This window comes from Tolypothrix campylonemoides VB511288_2, assembly GCF_045999855.1.
Lineage (GTDB): Bacteria > Cyanobacteriota > Cyanobacteriia > Cyanobacteriales > Nostocaceae > Scytonema > Scytonema bouteillei_A.
In genome coordinates this window covers 475,946-492,906 of sequence record NZ_JBFPMW010000003.1, presented here as the reverse complement: position 1 = coordinate 492,906, position 16,961 = coordinate 475,946, and the positions used below count along the sequence as shown (strand labels likewise).

The following is a 16,961-nucleotide window of genomic DNA, read 5'->3' as shown; positions in this document are numbered from 1 at the left end:
AACCCTTGCTGGACAAGCTTTTCAAGGCTTTCGAAATTTGTAGGCTTTCAAACTTATCTATATATTGATACTGTGTGTTGGTTCGGCGTTGCTAAGTTAATTGTTTTTTAGCACTACTCTGTAAGTATAGCCACAATATTGAGATTAAGCCATCTCCTGAACGACCGTAGGACTTACGGAATAATTTTTCTTAAAGGGGGGGGCTACGAAGATGGGGGGAGCTGCAACGCATAAAATCCTCAAAATATCGTTGAGGTTGTGTAAGTCCTGTAAGAGACTGGCTGATTCTACTTACGTACTGCTGGACGAGGAGGAGAAAAAAGTTGACTGGAAAAAATTGGCTTTATTTTAGAAGTCTCTTAAAACCATTTATAGAAACGTAAAAATAGTACAGAATAAGCCAATAAAAACTTGCAACGAGGTGCATAAAGTGAAACTGAGAGAATTATTAGCAACTGTCGATAATGTCGTACTACCATCCGAACACCCTGCATTAGATTTGGAGATCCGGGGCTTGAAAACAAATTCCCACGCTTGCGGTGCGGGAGATTTATTTATTGGAATGCCTGGAACACGGGTGGATGGTGGAGATTTTTGGCAAAGTGCGATCGCCTCAGGTGCTGTAGCTGCGGTGATTTCACCGCAAGCTATACAAAAGCATCCACCCACAGCAGAAGCTTGCGTTATTGCGGCTGAAGACATGATTCAAGCTTGCGCTCAGCTAGCCAGTAGTTTTTATGATTACCCCGGACAAAAACTCAAACTTGTGGGTGTTACGGGTACAAATGGCAAAACCACAACAACTCACCTAGTAGAACATTTCCTAAATCAAGCCAATTTTCCTACAGCGTTAATGGGTACACTGTATACTCGTTGGAAAGATTTTTTACAAACCGCAGTTCACACAACACCTTTTGCTGTGGAACTGCAACAGCAATTAGCCGCTGCTATAGATGCTGGAAACGATTATGGAGTGATGGAAGTGAGTTCCCACGCTCTCGCCCAAGGTCGAGTGATGGGTTGTCAGTTTGAGGTAGGAGTGTTTACGAATTTGACTCAAGACCATCTAGACTTCCATCGAGACATGGAAGATTACTTTGGAGCCAAAGCTTTATTATTTAGCCCAAACTATCTTAAGGGTCGAGCAGTCATCAATGCTGACGATCCTTACGGTCAAAGATTAATTGCATCACTCAATTCAGAACAAGTTTGGAGTTACAGTGTTAGCGATCGCAATGCAAACCTGTGGATGAGTAACCTGAACTATAAACCTGATGGAGTAAGTGGTATGCTGCATACACCAAAAGGTGAAGTCGCTTTTCGTTCACCACTTGTCGGTCAATTTAATTTAGAAAATTTATTAGCAGCTGTTGGAGCAGGTTTACACTTGGGGTTAGATTTACAACTAATAGCGTCAGCAATAAATGAGTTTCCTGGAGTTCCGGGAAGAATGGAAAGAGTACAAATAAGTTCTATGCAGGACATTAGCGTAATTGTCGATTATGCCCATACTCCAGATAGTTTGGAGAACTTGTTGAAAGCTTCACGTCCCTTCATTCCTGGTAAAATGATTTGCGTTTTTGGGTGTGGGGGAGATCGCGATCGCACCAAGCGTCCAAAAATGGGTAAAATTGCTGCCGATCTATCTGATGTACCAATAGTAACCTCAGATAATCCCCGAACTGAAGATCCAGAAAAGATTTTACAGGATATTTTGGTAGGGATTCCAGAAACAGCGAACCCAATCGTCATAGGCGATCGAGCAACTGCAATTAGGAGTGCTATTTTACAAGCACAATCGGGAGACGGGGTTTTACTTGCTGGTAAAGGTCATGAAGATTACCAAATTTTGGGAACCGAAAAAATTCACTTCGATGACAGAGAACACGCACGCAATGCTTTACAAGAAAGGATGAAAACAAAGAGTGAAGAATAAAGGATAAGGACTGAGAATGAAGAGCAGGAAATATCCTATACTTCATTCAGACTTAATAAAAATGTCCTTACTTTACCTTAAACTTTATTGTTTTTGCCTTCAGTTCATCCTTAAAAGGCTTTACTCATGAATGTTTCTTTACCTCAGGATCTGTCTGTATATCAGTTGGCTTTAAGTGTGGAAGGACCGCCCCAACCACTGTCTCTCGGTCTTGGGACTTTACTATCAATGATCAGGTCACAAATTGATTTGCTAATTGAACAGCAGATTGCAGCTACATTATGGGTAAAGCTACCACCAGGAAAAATTTGGCACTCAGAAATTCAACGTTATTATGAACAAAGAACATCTAATACCATATCTACCGCTCAAAGTGAACTGATAGATAGAAAAGACGTTACGGAGACAAGCTATATTGAGGATCGGCTCTCCACGTTTTCTGAATCCTCCTCTTCTTATATTCAAGTAGAAAGCTTACCAAATAGTAAGCTGCGGCGAGAATACTTTGTCATGGTGTTATCGCCCAATTTCTGTAGTTTAATTTTAGCTTATCGACCTTTAAAAAGACGGAAAAACAAGACACAAGGAAAGGCAAATAGCCGAAAAAATCTTCTCTTACCTGCCATAACTTCCTTTGATGGAAAAGTCATTCAACAAATATTAAATAGATTACGATCATCCCTATTAGATACCTCAAAATCAATAGATTTAACCGATCTGATTTGTCCACCAATTTCCGATCCAAATCTCATTAATCAACTTTTGACAAAACAGATCCAGTATCAAGATAGAATGAATCGTCAAATAACAGCAAAACGTCTGGTTAAAGTAAAACAACAGAATCGAAAACTTTATGAAACCGCGCAACTCAAAGATGAATACTTGAGCCATGTTTGTCAAGAGTTACGTACACCGATAACACATATGAAAACGGCGCTCTCGCTTTTAAATTCCCCCAATTTAAAAGCCCCCCAGCGACAGCGTTATTTACAGATGCTTAATACTCAATGCGATCGCCAAAATGCTTTAATATGTGGTGTATTAGACTTAGTACAGCTAGAACGCCAATTGGAGCGATTGCCACTAGAACCAGTACGTCTTGCAGAACTCATTCCAGGAGTTGTAAGTACTTATCAACCTATAGCTAAAGAAAAAGGTATTATGTTAGCTTACACCGTACCTACAGACATTCCACCTGTTTGGTGCGTTAGTGGTGGGTTAAGACAAATCACAATTAACTTACTTTCCAACAGTATTAAATTTACTGCCAACGGAGGAGAAGTTTGGGTAAGAGCACGAGTTCACAACGAGTACGTTCAATTAGAATTTCGCGATACGGGTATTGGTATTGCCGAAAGTGAAATTCCTAGCATTTTTGAACGCTTTTACCGAGTCCGCTCAGCCGGTATAGATGATTCTAATGGAGTTGGTTTAGGTTTAACAATTGTACAACTATTGCTATGGCGTAGTGGTGGTTCTATTTCTGTCAAAAGTAAACTGTATGAAGGTTCTACTTTTACAGTGCAGTTTGCTATTGCTTCTGAAAACAATCAGTTAATAACTCCCATTGCTTGACAGGGGGAACGAGGAGGAGTGTGTTGATTGTTGTTGACTTCCAATGGTAGAAAGATGGTCAAAACTTCACCATGACGGGGACGTTCGCGGACAATCAATTTACCACCAATAGCTTGAAACAAATGCTTGGTTGCATGGAGGTTAAGACTAATAGTACCTGTTTCCGGTTGGAACATCAGCAGTTGACCGAGTGCTTTTCGGATCGGTGGAGTACATGGGGAAGTGGAAGCTTTATCATTATTTGCCATCAGGGGTAGAGGTAATAATTGCAACTTTAATTGGTCGCCGGCTGGAATCACCTGTACTTGAATATGGCTACCTGCAGGTAAGCTGCGGGTAAAGTTTTCCATTAATCCTGTCAGCACCCGATCCAACATATTAGGATTGCTAACCACCATTGGTAGTTCTTGAGGTAGGACAACATCCAAAGTTAAGTTTCTCCTGTCTGCAGCTTGTTGCCAACGGGGGATACTTTGCTGCAAGACTCGATCCAAAGACATTGCAGTGAGCTGGGCATTAGTGGATTTTTCAGAAGCAGATGTTTCTAGTTCTGCTGCTCTAAACAATAATTCCATGCGATCGATTTGCTCGGTACATTCGCGATCGATCAGTTCTAAACGCTTGATAACGTTAGGAGGTAAATTGCGTTGTTTCAACAACAGACGAGTTGTGGTGCGAATGGTTGTTAGCGGTGTACGGACTTCATGAGCAAATGCTTGCAACAATTCTACATCGCTACGGTGAGAAGCAGAAGGAGCGGGAGACGGGGAGATAGGGAGAGGCTGAGAAACACTTTCTACCTGTTCTTGTGGTTCTGGTAAATGTGTTAACAACAAGCGGCTAAACTCCATCACCATGTGATAGTCCGGCTGGCTTGGATAATATTTTTGTACTACTTCTTCTAAGTCAGCAAACAAGTCAGGATTGCTTAACATAACTCGCGCACCTAACGCTCGCCATGCTTGTTCGACAACTTCAGAATCAAATGAAAAACAAAAAGTTTTATTACCGTTTTTATATTCTGCTAAAACCAGCACAAGTCTAAAATTTTCTGTAAAAACTAGGCAAAACTGCTCTCCAGTGAGCGGATCTGCTTCTAATAAAGGTAATATAGTTTCTTGAGAAGCAATTTCATCTACTACAGCAATAGCACCGGGCATTTCAAATGGCATGAGGGCCAAAGGATTAAACGGCTTTGCTGTAAAAGTAACTGTCTGCAAGCTTTGAGCTAGCTTGGGATCGCTAAGTATGGGTGCTGGTCCTGATAACACTAATCCTTGGCTAATTTCAGGTGAAATTGTTGCCAAACTTTTTGACAGCAGTTGTTCTGTAGCTGCTATGCTCACGCGCCACTGCTGTTCGGCTTTGGCAGAAGAGCATTCAGTCGCACTGGGTTGACTGTTGACTAATATTTCGCTCAGACTCGGCAATATCCATTGGTACACAAGTTTTCACCCCTTTCAAGAGCCACTGACACATATTAGGGCTGGCATTGACTACTACCTATGAGGTTATACTCATTTGTATATTGATGAAAGTCGTATAACCGAACAACTTAGGGGCAATTTCCAATCATGATGCAACATTAATTTAGGAATCTTCCCTTATAATGCCCTTCTTCCTAGGCAAAAGCTTCCCACCCCGTAGGATAATTTTTATTTGGTGTCTGTAGTAAAGGCAACTTGGAGCTTGCACTTTTCAACGTAAGTTGTATTGCGATCGCTAAAATTCCGAATATGTATTAAAAAATACATAGATCGAGTCTTGATTTATACTGACAAAATAAGATAAGAAATGCCAAGTTTGTTTTCCATATCAGTTACATTATCAAGAAAGACAGAGGGCAGATTCGCTAGAGGCATTTATGGAATACTGGCTTTTGCAAGGCGACCCGTGAGCGAATGTTCAAAAGCTTGAAGATAAAAGAGACTTGTATAAGTGATTTAGGATGACTATATTTTCTTAGCAGAAGTTAGTGAAATTATCTGAAAAGTAAGCAATTTTAAATATAAAAGATTTCTCGGTAAAACTTAATAAATAAAATTTAAGTTGATTTGAAGGTAAAAGTAGAAAGTCTTGAAAAGTCACGTGTAACCATTAAGATTAATCTATATTGAACTTTACTACTTTTACCTCTAAACGTAAGCAAGCCACATAACAACACCTGATAACCTAAGTAAGCAATATTACTAAATAATTTAACCTTTTGCTTGTGTACGCCACTGTTTTTGAGTGAAAACAAACATGATGATAGCTAGCAATACATAAGGTGTTACTGTTGACGGTTCTGGTACTGACTTCACATCAGGAGGTGAGGTTCCTACAGGTGGGGTTCCTACAGGTGGGGTTCCTACAGGTGGAGTTCCTACAGGTGGGGTTCCTACAGGTGGTTGGCTAATATCCGGTGTGGGAATGGGATTAGGAGGTGTTCCAGAAGAGCTATCTCCATCGCCCCCCAACAAGAAGGGAAGTAGAGCTAACAACCCAAGTAAATAGGTGTAATTAAAACCGCCACCACCCTTTGTAACAACTTCTCCTGCTGAGAGGTAAGAAACAACTTCTCCTCCCATATCTGGCTCTAATGTCAATACCGAAGACTCCAAGTCAAAAACGTCTCCCAAAAGACCTTCCCCTTTAAGATAGTCATCAGCAACTTGTAAATTTGGACGCCCCATATTTTCGCCACCACCTTCTCCAAAGAAAGGCATGGAGAGAACTTGAAGAAGGTTTTGTTGGAGCTGGTCTTCATCTCCACTATTTAAGGCATGCATTGCACGAGTAATGTGCGACCAGTAATAATTTTCTGCTTGTGGTTCTAGCCCTAAAGCTTTAAACTGCTGTTTGAGATTCGGGATTTTAGCGGCTTCCTCCATCAGCAAACGCCCGTAGGACTGTTTGAGATTCAACAATCCGTTGCGAGGACTTAAAGAATCACCTTTTCCCTGCAAGGGTGCCCAGTAAAATTTCTGAGTAATTTGTCCCAAACCCTTTACTGGTTCTCTGCTAGCTGCATATCCTAAAACATATCGATGTCCATCCATGATGAAAGGGTTATCATCTTGCCAGAATGAGGCGTAGGGAATCCGTTCAAGACGTTCGGGCTTGTTGCCATAATAACTTGCAAATAGACGGAAATTCTCTTCTCCCCCAGCTGCACGTATCAGCAATTGGTGAGCGTTAGGTCCGTTATTCGATTCCACTAATTGCTGGAGTATGGCTCCCGTCTTGTTGCAAGAAGGACCAAACCCTACACTACATTCAGCAATACCTCGCATTTGGTCTAAATTCTGTCCGGAAAGCTGATATTGGAGATAATTCCCTTCTAAACCATTTTGAATTCCATAGGGTCCAACGTTCAGTTGAGCTGAAGCTTCTTGGGGAGCAGTCATGACTGCTGCTAACGATGAGGCTGCAAAAGCGATTGATTTAACTGTTGATTTTTTCAAGGACATTCACCTCCATTTAATGATGTGATTACAAACCAGTTGAAGAAATTGTGGAAGAATTTAAGTTTTGAGGAGAATTGATATTGATTGTAATTCCCGAACCCTTAAGTTTTTCCCCTTTAACAGGGTGGAATAGAACAAATGCACGATTGGGTTGATCGAAGAGATATCCACGAGGAGAGGCTTGTACCTTACCTTCTTTAACCAAAGAGATAAAAGTCTCTAGATACCTCTGTATGCTCTGAAGATTGCTCGGCTTCGCTTTCGTATGATTCTGAAGGAGGAGCATAAACAGTTCCAAACTGCGGTTTTCTTGTCCCTCCATGAGACTACCTTCTTCTAAAAAGGAAGTGGCTACTAGCTTCCCTTCTACTTGCTGAACTTTTAAGAGCGTGTAATAGCGCCCTTGCTTTCTAGGATCGCTTGCATAACAAGACCAAGAACCATCTGCGTTCTCTGTAAAGCCCTGTTGAGCAAGGTAACCAAGAGAGGATGGGTTTTGCTGGTTTTGTATGGGAGGCAATAAATTTTCTACCGTATCAAAAGCACAAATCTTTTCTGCTGTTTTTTCTTGAGGAACTACTGTAGCCTCTTGTGCTATTGAGACATTAGACATAACAGCTAACGTAGATATTGAAAAAACAAATGTACTAAACAGATGAACAAGCATATTATTCATGTGTTTTTTTTCCTTATAAATAAATTATTTGCAGATAACCTGCTGTTTTTTTTGAGTAAGTGTTCATATTTGGTTTCACATTTATTGATTCAATTATGCATATACTATTTCCGGATTTACATGAATTTCCATATAAATCTTTAAAAAGAATGTATAAAATCAAGCTACCTTCACAAAGTAGCTGTAGCATTTTTAATATTGTCTAACCGTATAAAAACAAATTTTTTTTCTAAAAATTTAAATATTCTTTATAGAAATTCCTCCTGATAAACTAAATATTGAGGTTGTCAAGCTTTTTTCTTTACAAAACTTCTTAAGAACTTTAACGAATAAAGTACTAATACTTAAAATTTTAAGGTAAAAATAGTACTGCGTATTTTTTGAAATTGAAGTGCCAATTGTAAAGCTAATTTTGAACTACTGATATCAAGTTTAAAGTTAACTTTATAAATAATTTCTCAAAAAGCTTTTTAAAAAAGCTAATAATATTGCTGTCATTTCCTTGATAGAAAAAGATTATATTTAAGTGTGATTTCAATCACAGCAGCGAGGAAATTTATTTGTTCAAAAAATGCCTTTCTATTTTCGATAAATATCTTTTTTAATAGAAAAATAGAGAAGTTGGGGGTTAGAAAGGAGTGACGTCAGAATGAAGCTAGCTATGCTGAAAGCAGAGGACAGCTTGCTAACTTATCAGTCATGAATTACTGGTGGTTACCGATCGCTGGTGAATCGAGTCCGACAGACAAATCTTTTGCACTCTGGGAACCATAGCCTGCAGCAGTGCGAAAGCGTCTTTAATAGGAGATAGGGTTATCAATCCCCGAGCGCCGTCAAAGCTTCTACTAATTTCTGAATATGTTCGAGTTTGTGAGTAGCCATCACAGAAATCCGTATCCGACTGGTGGGAACGGTAGGGGGACGAATAGCAGGAGCAAAAATGCCATAAGATTTAAGATGCTCTCCCACTTTTAGAGCATCGCCTGCATTTGACAATTGAAAGCACAAGATGGGTGACTCAGAAGGTAGCAATTTCAAATTGGGTAGGTGTCGTTGCACTTCTTGTTTAAGGTAAGCAACGTTTTGCCATAATTGGATACGACGTGGGGGTTCCTCCAAAACTATTTTTAGTGCGGCTAGCGCTGCTGCAGTATCAGCAGGTGACAGTGCTGTAGTATAAATCCAACTAGGGGCGCGGTTTCTCAAGTAATCTATTAAAGTTGCACTTCCTGCTACATAGCCGCCCAAACTACCCAAGGCTTTACTTAAAGTGCCAATTTGAATTAACTGTTTTCCCCCACACCCAAAATGTTCAACGCAACCCGCACCAGTTTCTCCAAGCACTCCAGTTGCATGGGCTTCATCTAAAAGCAACATACAACCAAATTGGTCAGCTAGCTCTAAAAGTGCAGGTAAAGGACACAAATCGCCATCCATGCTAAAGACACTATCGCTGAGAATTAGGCAACGTCGGTAGTTTTGGCGAGATTGACTCAATTGAATTTTTAAATCTTCAACATTACAGTGGCGGTATTCTATGATGGCAGCACCACTGAGACTTGCTCCATTTTTTAGGCTCGAATGGTTGTATTGATCCGATAAAATTAAATCTCGCTTGCCCACGAGTGCATTGATAACACCCAAGTTTGTTAAATAACCCGAACTGAAAACGACTGCATCTTCTGTTTGTTTGAGGAATGCGATCGCTTCTTCTAAATCTCGATGTAGTTGGCGATGTCCGCTCAGTAACCTCGAACCAGTGCTACCAGTACCAAATTCTTTCAATGCTGCTGCTGCTGCCATCACGAGGCGTTCATCACCAGCTAGCCCTAAATAATCATTACTGGCAAAATTTATTACCTCTCGTCCTTCTAGAACAACTGTGGCACCGGGGCGACTTTGAATAGTTTGTACGGTACGATACCAGTCAGCACGGTGAATAGTTTCTAGAGATTGTTCCAACCACGAATAGGGGTTACCAGACATACTAAACAGAGGGGTGTTTGTTTTCCCCTCCAAGATAAAATAAGATTGGTGCAAACTACGACACAAAACGTCGTTCCTAAGTGTTTTAACAACAAAAAACTTCAGTAAAACCAACTGAGGTCATTGGGAGCGTCTCACCGACGGCGATTGCCTCCGGCACGCTTCGCGAACGCCACTCGTTACGAATAAAACAAACAAGTAAAATTTCCTTTCTTTGTGCCCATTTGAACGTAAAGACTTGAAGCATGACCTTGGAATCAAGCCAGAGTTGGAGGACAGTAGCCCAACCCATTGATAAATTGTTCTCGAAATGCTCTAATATCCTCAGGTTGTGGGCTGCCATGAGAAACGACAGCAACTTGGTATCGATGCATAACTTCAACCGGATGATATCCAACTTCCAAACTTTCCAAAGCCATGCTGACGCGCTTTGATGGGGAGTGAGGAGTTCCTATTTCATTCAAGAAAGCCTTGAGATCTCCATCTAACTGAGGAGGGATAGAAGATCTTAGTTTAATTTTAATAACCCAGCCATCAATTTGACTGATTACAGTAATAAAGCTAACAGAGATTTGCGGTTTCCCACGTAGGAATTCAACGAGCCTCAGTGTGAGGGTAGTATTCGCTAAATAGTAAAGGTATTCCATAACAGTGCCCGGTAAAGAAACCAATTCGCCGTTTTGAATTGGGGTTGGTTAACTTTAAAATTAGGAAAACAATTTGAGGAACTTGTGGGGATCTCGCATTCTCGAGTAGAAGGATTGTGATTCTTGAACCCACCGTGTAAACAGCTTTCCTTGTAAAGGGAACTGATGTACTACTATAAGCTGATAAGCGCAAAGACGGTATGTGCTCAACACGTACCGTCTTTGCGCTAACTGTAGCATTCGGCAAAGTATCGCGTACCTGTAATTAATTTTCTATTTCATGTTGTTGAGAATTTTGAAGAGCGGGAGAATTAGGGGAGATGGAATAAGGGTACTCAAGTGATGAATCTAAGTGGGCTTGGGGAGTCTGTTCTAAAGTTGCTTCACCAATAGCACAACTGAAGTATGATTCAAAAAGTTTGTCGTAGTTGGATGCAACCGCTAAAAATGCTCCCCCCAAAATATATATAGGTAAAGGTAACTGAAATTCTTTGATCCAGTCAAAAAACTCTGCTAGAGCAAACAGTACTAAAAAGCAAGCCAACCAGACTCTCATGCCTCTATCCTAGAATTACAACAACTTCACTTATTGTAATTGAGGCTTAATAAACACATCCGACAAGCCGAGTCAAAAAATAGGAACTTTGTTTTAGGTTAATTTTTCTTGCAGTTTATAGAATGATTACCGTATAGTGGTATACACAAAATACAGAGTGCGAGATGTAGAATCTATAAGCCTATAAAACTTGGCTCACGTAAGTGCAAGACTAAACACAGAAACCATAACAAGAACGGGAATAACCGTACTAAACTTGAGTTTCCTTGTCTTAAGCATTTCAACACAATGCACCGGGATAACAAAAGGCCATAGAGCGGTTGTGATGATAAATATAATGAACGATAAGAACTTATCTTCTGGAGAAGAATGGGGATGGCGGAGACTGAACTTTAACCAACTCATAAAAAAATAGGCTGTCATTAAAAGGTAACCAATAACTATTGCAAGTTGCATCTTGTTCACTGCTGGCACTCCTTTAGTTGTACAGGATTCAGAAATAAAAAGTTAACTCTGCTATTAGAGAGACTGATGCTAGAAGTTAGCAAATAAGGGATATACGTCAGAATTAAGCGCTGACTATTTACTTATTATTCATCTAAATATTAATATATCGATTGAAACCTCTCAAACCGTAGTTACACTTATTTTTCAGACTTTTCCTGGGTTTCCGGAATTTTACTGATTCATCATCACAACCTGATTTTTGTATTTTTATTTATTAAACGGATATTATAGTTAATCGTAACAATCTTATTTGTGTTGTTATCTATATTTTTAAAATTTTCTAAAGAAAATTCATATATCGTAAGTTAAGTAGAGGTAAACTCCTCAGACTTAAGAGATAAGTTTTAACAGTATTGGGCGAGCGGCGAACTGTACTGAACGACTCCCTTTTCGCTCTAAAATTACTGATTTTTGTGGCGTGGGCGATAACTACCGAGCCCTATAAAGCCTTATATTAAGCCCGGTTAAAGACTTATTATAAAGACCGCAGCTTTGTAGGGTGTAGGGTGCAGGGAGAAAGAAGATTTTAAGCTTTTGCACATATCTCCTTTTTTATAACTAATTACCCGGACATGATATGACAGGTCATCTTCTGATAGGAAGGGAGGAGTATAAAGCTTTTAGTATAATCCATGACTAATTTACCAAAACTTATTAAAACCCGGTTTTTTAAAAAACCAGGTTTTGCAAAGCAGCACGTTTTATGTTTAATGATGTCTTTTCACTTAAAACAAAGGAGATATGTTAGCTGTTTCTCGCTAAATAACAGAAAACAGTCAAAAGGTGTGAGATCTGCTACAAACGGGAACTCAAAAATTAGAATTTGATAACGGGCGGTAGCTATAGCAAGAATTGGTGTCTTTCTGTATGTATTGTTTGAGATGCTCTATGTCAACAAAGTAGTCAGCAACATCAATTAAACTATCGCTTGTCATTGCTCGTATGCTAACAACTTCAACTCGAATTCCCTGATAAGTCAGAGCATTGACAGCATATGCTAAATCTCCATCACCACTCACTAACACCGCAGTATCGTAATAAGGAGCTAAATTTAGCATATCTACAGCAATTTCTACGTCCAAATTAGCTTTTTTGGAACCATCGGGAAGTAAAATGAGATCTTTACTGACTACACGATAACCATTTCGTCGCATCCACAGCAAAAAACCCTGTTGTTTCTCGTTATTGCGATCCATACCAGTGTAGAAAAAAGCACGCAAAAGCCTTGCATTCTCTGTTAAACAACAAAGCAATTTTGCATAATCAATTTCAATGTTAAGTTGTAAACCTGCATGGAATAAGTTGGAACCATCTATAAAAATAGCAACTCGACCGCGATCGGAATTACCAAAAATGTATTTATCAAATGTCATATCTGAAAATTTGAGATCGTTCTCTTTATTATCACTTTGCCAATTTGATTTGTCTTTTTCTTTGATTAATCGGTATTGATTTTTTTCTTTGTTAAAAGCTGATATATTCATTTATACCTCGTAATTACCAATTTGATAAATTTCTCAGAAATGTTCATTTTGAGTGCAAGGTAAAAGTAATAAGTAGGACATGAAACTTAAAGTATTTTATCCTTCTTCTACATTTTACCTCTTTTTTCTTATTTGCCTCGGTTTCCTTTAGGCTTTATATAGATAGCTGCTTTCTACTCAAGCCACTTGTCCGTTTACCCAATCTTATTGGCGATTCCTCTTGCTCTAATTTTATTTTAAGAAATCAGCTATTCTGAATGTCAGAAGGTATTTGTGCTGTTTCTAGTGAAAGTCGGAAAAAAGCTAATAGAGTTACTACGCCTTCCTTTTATTTTTCGACCTCAGTAAACTCTAGAGGCTACTTTATGGTATCGCAAAGTACACATATACTTGTTTTTGTATTAAAAGCTTACAAGATTGACTGCTCATCTCTGTCTTTCTACGGTAAGTGACAGACTACTGTCAATAGTCTTTTGTAGAAAGGTTTCAACTAGAAAAAACTACTTAGTAAAGCTTTTACTAACTAGAAATTTTTCTACATTTGTCTGTATCTAAATAAAGTATTTAATTCATTGTTAGCAAATAACTCAAGCACATTTTTTATATGTCATAATTTTTATTTCCCTAATTTTTTAGTTAAATCTTTTAAACAACTTCTTCAAAATTATTAATAAAACGAGGTTTATGTAAAGAGTTTCGGAGTGTAGCATTTCTCCTTTTCTTGCAATTGGTTTGCAATTGATGGAGTAGAAACCGCAAATTCTGTATCTTGAGGGGGCATTTAAATTATGCCTTAGAATAAAGTAGCAGACCACAAAAGATAGGGAAAGTACCTACTCTAATCAATAATGTGCGTCAAACGAGTGTTAAAAATACTCATTCATTGCAAAGGTTGCCTAAATTGTATCAAACCTTTCTTCAATGTCAACTAAAATTCAAAAAGAACTATTAGTAAAGCTTATCTTGTTGGCAAACGCAAAGTAAAAGCAGTCTGACCGACTGGTGTTGGGTCAAGAGTTAAGTCCCCACCGTGATATCTCGCAATTTCCCTCGCTAGACTCAGCCCCAATCCTACACCATCAACTTTACGCGTTCTGGCAGGATCGCCGCGATAGAAACGGTCAAAAATTCGTTCGCGATCGCCAGGTAGGATGTTTTGAGAGGAATTGCTAATCGTGACAAACACAGTTCCAGCTTGCTGGTAACCGTGAATTTTTATCCAACCTTCTGGAAGATTGTATTTGATAGCGTTACTGAGGAGGTTTTGTAAACTTTGAGTGAGTAAATCGCGATCGCCCCAAGCACGCAATTCAGGGGGAAATGATGTTTGAACGTGTAAGTGCGGTGCAAGCAATTCTATATCTTCCGTCATTTCAATTAAGAGTTGAGATATATCTACCTCTACTTGATGCAAACTCATTTGCCCGGTATCAGCTAGAGACAGCAGTAACAGTTTACGCACGATCCCGCTAAAACGCTGTACCTCGTCTAACAAATTACTCAAATTTTGTTGGATTTGAGAACCAGGTTCTGCTTGTTGCAAAGTTTGTTCTAACTCGCCTTGCAAGATAGCGAGTGGGGTTTTCAATTCGTGAGCAGCGTCCGCACTAAAACGAGACGCTTGTTTAAAACTGCGTTCGAGGCGTTCCAACATCTGGTTAAACACTTCAATCAACTTGACAAATTCAACATCAGTTGTACCAAGAGGAACCCTTTGATCCAGCCCTTTGACAGTTACCTGCTCAATGGCTTTATTGAGTCTCCGAATGGAATGCAAGGTACTACCAGATATCAACCATGCACCTCCGGCGACTAAAAGAAGCGCACCAGGTATTGACACGAGGAAGATGTTGCGGATCGCAACCATTTCTCGATCGACAGCGTTTAAGCTGACTGCGATCGCAACTAAGGTATGCGGAAAAGTGACTGCACCAATACGCCAGGTTCCCTCTGTTGTTTGTTGGGTGACAAATCGTGGAGGGGGAGGTGGTTCACCTAAAGAACGACGATAACGCCGTGGCGGGAAAGCGCCCGCCTTTGGCGATCGCGATTCTTCTGGTGGAGGTTGTTGTTCTCTTTGTGGAGATAGAGGATTTTCCCTATCTGGCGGTGGAGGTACGCGAAAAAAATGGGGACGAGGAGACCACAAGTTGTTGGTTTTCAATCCAACCGACCAGGAATGAGATTGGTAAAGGATGGAACCATTTCTGTCCATTACTAAAAGTGCAACAGGCGTTTCTGCATCAGTTTTCAATTCGCGTTGTATAAAACTTTCATAAGACTGCCACCGATGGTAAAATCGCGGGCTAGCTACTAGAAATAGGCGATTTTCTAATTGTGCATCAAGGCGGCTGCGTTTGGCATCAGAAATTTGCCACCAAGCAGTTACCCCAAATCCAATGAGGGTACTGCCAGCAAGGGCGGCAGATAATAGAGCAATTCGGAGACGAAACGAACGAAGTTGCACGATCAAGACTCTGGCTTACAAAAACGATACCCAACTCCCCGCACACTTTCAATCCCATCCGAGCCGCCAATCAAGTCTATTTTTTTGCGGATTCTTTGAATACATACATCAACTACATTTGTATTGGGGTTAAAATCATATCCCCAAACATGTTCTAAAATTTGCGTGCGAGTAAGAACTCTTCCGGGAGAACGCATCAAGTATTCCAAAAGGTTGAACTCGCGAGTCGTGAGTTCCACAACCTGCTGATTGCAGGTGACTTCTCGCGTAATGCGATCCAATTTAATTGAACCGACGCAAAGTAGGTTTTGGCGATCGCCAGTACTTCGACGGATCACAGCATGAATGCGAGCAACCAACTCTTCCACAAAAAAGGGTTTGGCAATGTAGTCATCGGCTCCAAGGTTAAGCCCTTCAAGTCGGTCATCTAGTTCATTACGAGCTGTCAGTAAAATGACTGGTACATTCCGCCCTGCGCGACGCAAATGTTTAAGGATAGAAAGCCCATCCTTACCCGGTACCATAATATCCAGTATGAGGGCATCGTACTGATTCTCCATGGCGCGAATATATCCCTCATCACCATTATCACAGTAATCTACAACAAATCCCTGTTCTTTCAACCCAGCTTGAACAAAATTGGCAATTTTTGACTCATCTTCAACAAACAGGACGTTCATATAATTTAAATTTTAGATTTTAAATATTACATTAAGAAATTCTTATTTTCTCTGATTCTTACCTAAATAGCTGTCAACTTTTTTCGGATCGATCTAACCTTCTAGCACACTTTTATTACCTATTGAAATTACAAAACTGTAATTTAGATGTGCGGGAAGCTGTCATTTAAGGCTGGCTCAATACAAATATCACCACATCCAGTAGGGATACGAGCAACGGGGTAAGGGAAATCTTTCTCTTCCCCGATTACCTAGCAACGCCAATTGTCTTCCTCTTACATTCTAAGAAACGATTGTGTACTCCCATACAGCAGAAACGATCGACTTGAGGACTGGGGATTGAATGCGAGGCATTAATCACCAACCTTAAATCCCTGAATTTGTTAACTTTACATTTCTTGAAAAATTAACTTTTATGAAAATTCATCGCTTGTTAGTTATAGCGGCTGTTCCTATTTTGATTAGTGCTTGCAGTTTGGCAGGTGCTGGCAGTTCGACAGCAAATAATTCGGATCGCATAGCACAGGATTCATCTCAACCGGGCGAACAACGAGGGTGGAGAGGACGACGACGCCTAAATTTTGCTGAAGCTGCTCAAAAGTTAGGAGTCACTGAAGCAAAGTTAAAAGAAGCTTTAGGTGTGCCATCTACCGATACTGAGACGAACGAAAATGGGCGTCCGCGCCGTCCTCGGTTGGATATTAGGGGCGCTGCTGCAAAGTTGGGTGTCACGGAAGAACAGTTGGTTAACGCATTGGGGCTACCACCGCGTCCAAATTTTGCAGCAGCAGCCAAGAAATTGGGAGTAACAGAAGAAAAGTTGAAGGAAGCTGTAGGAGTTCCCACCAATGCCACAGATTCATCAAACCAAGATCGACCCCGTCGCCCGCGCGTTGATATCAAAGGGGGTGCTGCAAAGTTGGGCGTGACTGAGGAAGAATTAACCAATGCATTAGGGATTCCGCCACGTCCTCCCTCTCAACAGTAGGGACAAGAGA

12 protein-coding genes are annotated in these 16,961 nt (G+C 40.2%); 3 read left to right on the top strand and 9 right to left on the bottom strand.

Features of this window, described 5'->3' with window-relative positions; translation table 11 throughout:
* Window positions 1-430: 430 nt before the first annotated feature.
* Complete coding sequence (locus AB0756_RS10935) at window positions 431-1,936, top strand: UDP-N-acetylmuramoyl-L-alanyl-D-glutamate--2,6-diaminopimelate ligase (protein WP_038084431.1); 1,506 nt, start codon at window positions 431-433, stop codon at window positions 1,934-1,936.
* 126 nt (window positions 1,937-2,062) lie between these two features.
* Complete coding sequence (locus AB0756_RS10930) at window positions 2,063-3,511, top strand: DICT sensory domain-containing protein (RefSeq protein ID WP_038084424.1); 1,449 nt, start codon at window positions 2,063-2,065, stop codon at window positions 3,509-3,511.
* On the opposite strand, the gene AB0756_RS10925 is transcribed toward AB0756_RS10930, so the two are convergent.
* The 9 genes from AB0756_RS10925 to AB0756_RS10885 form a co-directional block, all read right to left on the bottom strand.
* Window positions 3,487-4,956, bottom strand: a complete 1,470-nt coding sequence (locus AB0756_RS10925) for a histidine kinase dimerization/phospho-acceptor domain-containing protein (RefSeq protein WP_038084422.1) — start codon at window positions 4,954-4,956, stop codon at window positions 3,487-3,489. The two genes, AB0756_RS10930 and AB0756_RS10925, sit on opposite strands and share 25 nt — an antisense overlap.
* A 753-nt stretch (window positions 4,957-5,709) precedes the next feature.
* Complete coding sequence (locus tag AB0756_RS10920; protein ID WP_153021614.1) at window positions 5,710-6,957, bottom strand: hypothetical protein; 1,248 nt, start codon at window positions 6,955-6,957, stop codon at window positions 5,710-5,712.
* Window positions 6,958-6,985: 28 nt separating this feature from the next.
* Window positions 6,986-7,636 (bottom strand): hypothetical protein, encoded by a 651-nt coding sequence (locus tag AB0756_RS10915; RefSeq protein ID WP_038084420.1) that lies wholly within the window; start codon window positions 7,634-7,636, stop codon window positions 6,986-6,988.
* An 816-nt stretch (window positions 7,637-8,452) separates the two neighbouring features.
* On the bottom strand, window positions 8,453-9,622 hold the full coding sequence (bioF, locus tag AB0756_RS10910) for an 8-amino-7-oxononanoate synthase (RefSeq protein ID WP_038084418.1): 1,170 nt from the start codon (window positions 9,620-9,622) through the stop codon (window positions 8,453-8,455).
* A gap of 257 nt (window positions 9,623-9,879) precedes the next feature.
* Window positions 9,880-10,269, bottom strand: a complete 390-nt coding sequence (locus AB0756_RS10905) for a hypothetical protein (RefSeq protein WP_038084415.1) — start codon at window positions 10,267-10,269, stop codon at window positions 9,880-9,882.
* Window positions 10,270-10,534: 265 nt separating this feature from the next.
* Window positions 10,535-10,825: a hypothetical protein gene (locus AB0756_RS10900; RefSeq protein WP_038084412.1), complete on the bottom strand. Its 291-nt coding sequence runs from the start codon at window positions 10,823-10,825 to the stop codon at window positions 10,535-10,537.
* Between the two features lie 1,316 nt (window positions 10,826-12,141).
* The gene (locus AB0756_RS10895) at window positions 12,142-12,816 is read right to left on the bottom strand and encodes a LabA-like NYN domain-containing protein (protein ID WP_038084410.1); all 675 of its coding nucleotides are present in this window, start codon (window positions 12,814-12,816) and stop codon (window positions 12,142-12,144) included.
* A gap of 958 nt (window positions 12,817-13,774) precedes the next feature.
* A complete protein-coding gene (locus tag AB0756_RS10890; RefSeq protein ID WP_237265814.1) occupies window positions 13,775-15,283 on the bottom strand; it encodes an ATP-binding protein in 1,509 nt (502 codons plus the stop codon).
* Between the two features lie 2 nt (window positions 15,284-15,285).
* Window positions 15,286-15,963, bottom strand: a complete 678-nt coding sequence (locus AB0756_RS10885) for a response regulator transcription factor (RefSeq protein ID WP_038075344.1) — start codon at window positions 15,961-15,963, stop codon at window positions 15,286-15,288.
* A gap of 415 nt (window positions 15,964-16,378) precedes the next feature.
* Between AB0756_RS10885 and AB0756_RS10880 the strand changes: the two genes are divergently transcribed.
* Window positions 16,379-16,951, top strand: a complete 573-nt coding sequence (locus AB0756_RS10880) for a hypothetical protein (RefSeq protein WP_038075341.1) — start codon at window positions 16,379-16,381, stop codon at window positions 16,949-16,951.
* Window positions 16,952-16,961: the final 10 nt, after the last annotated feature.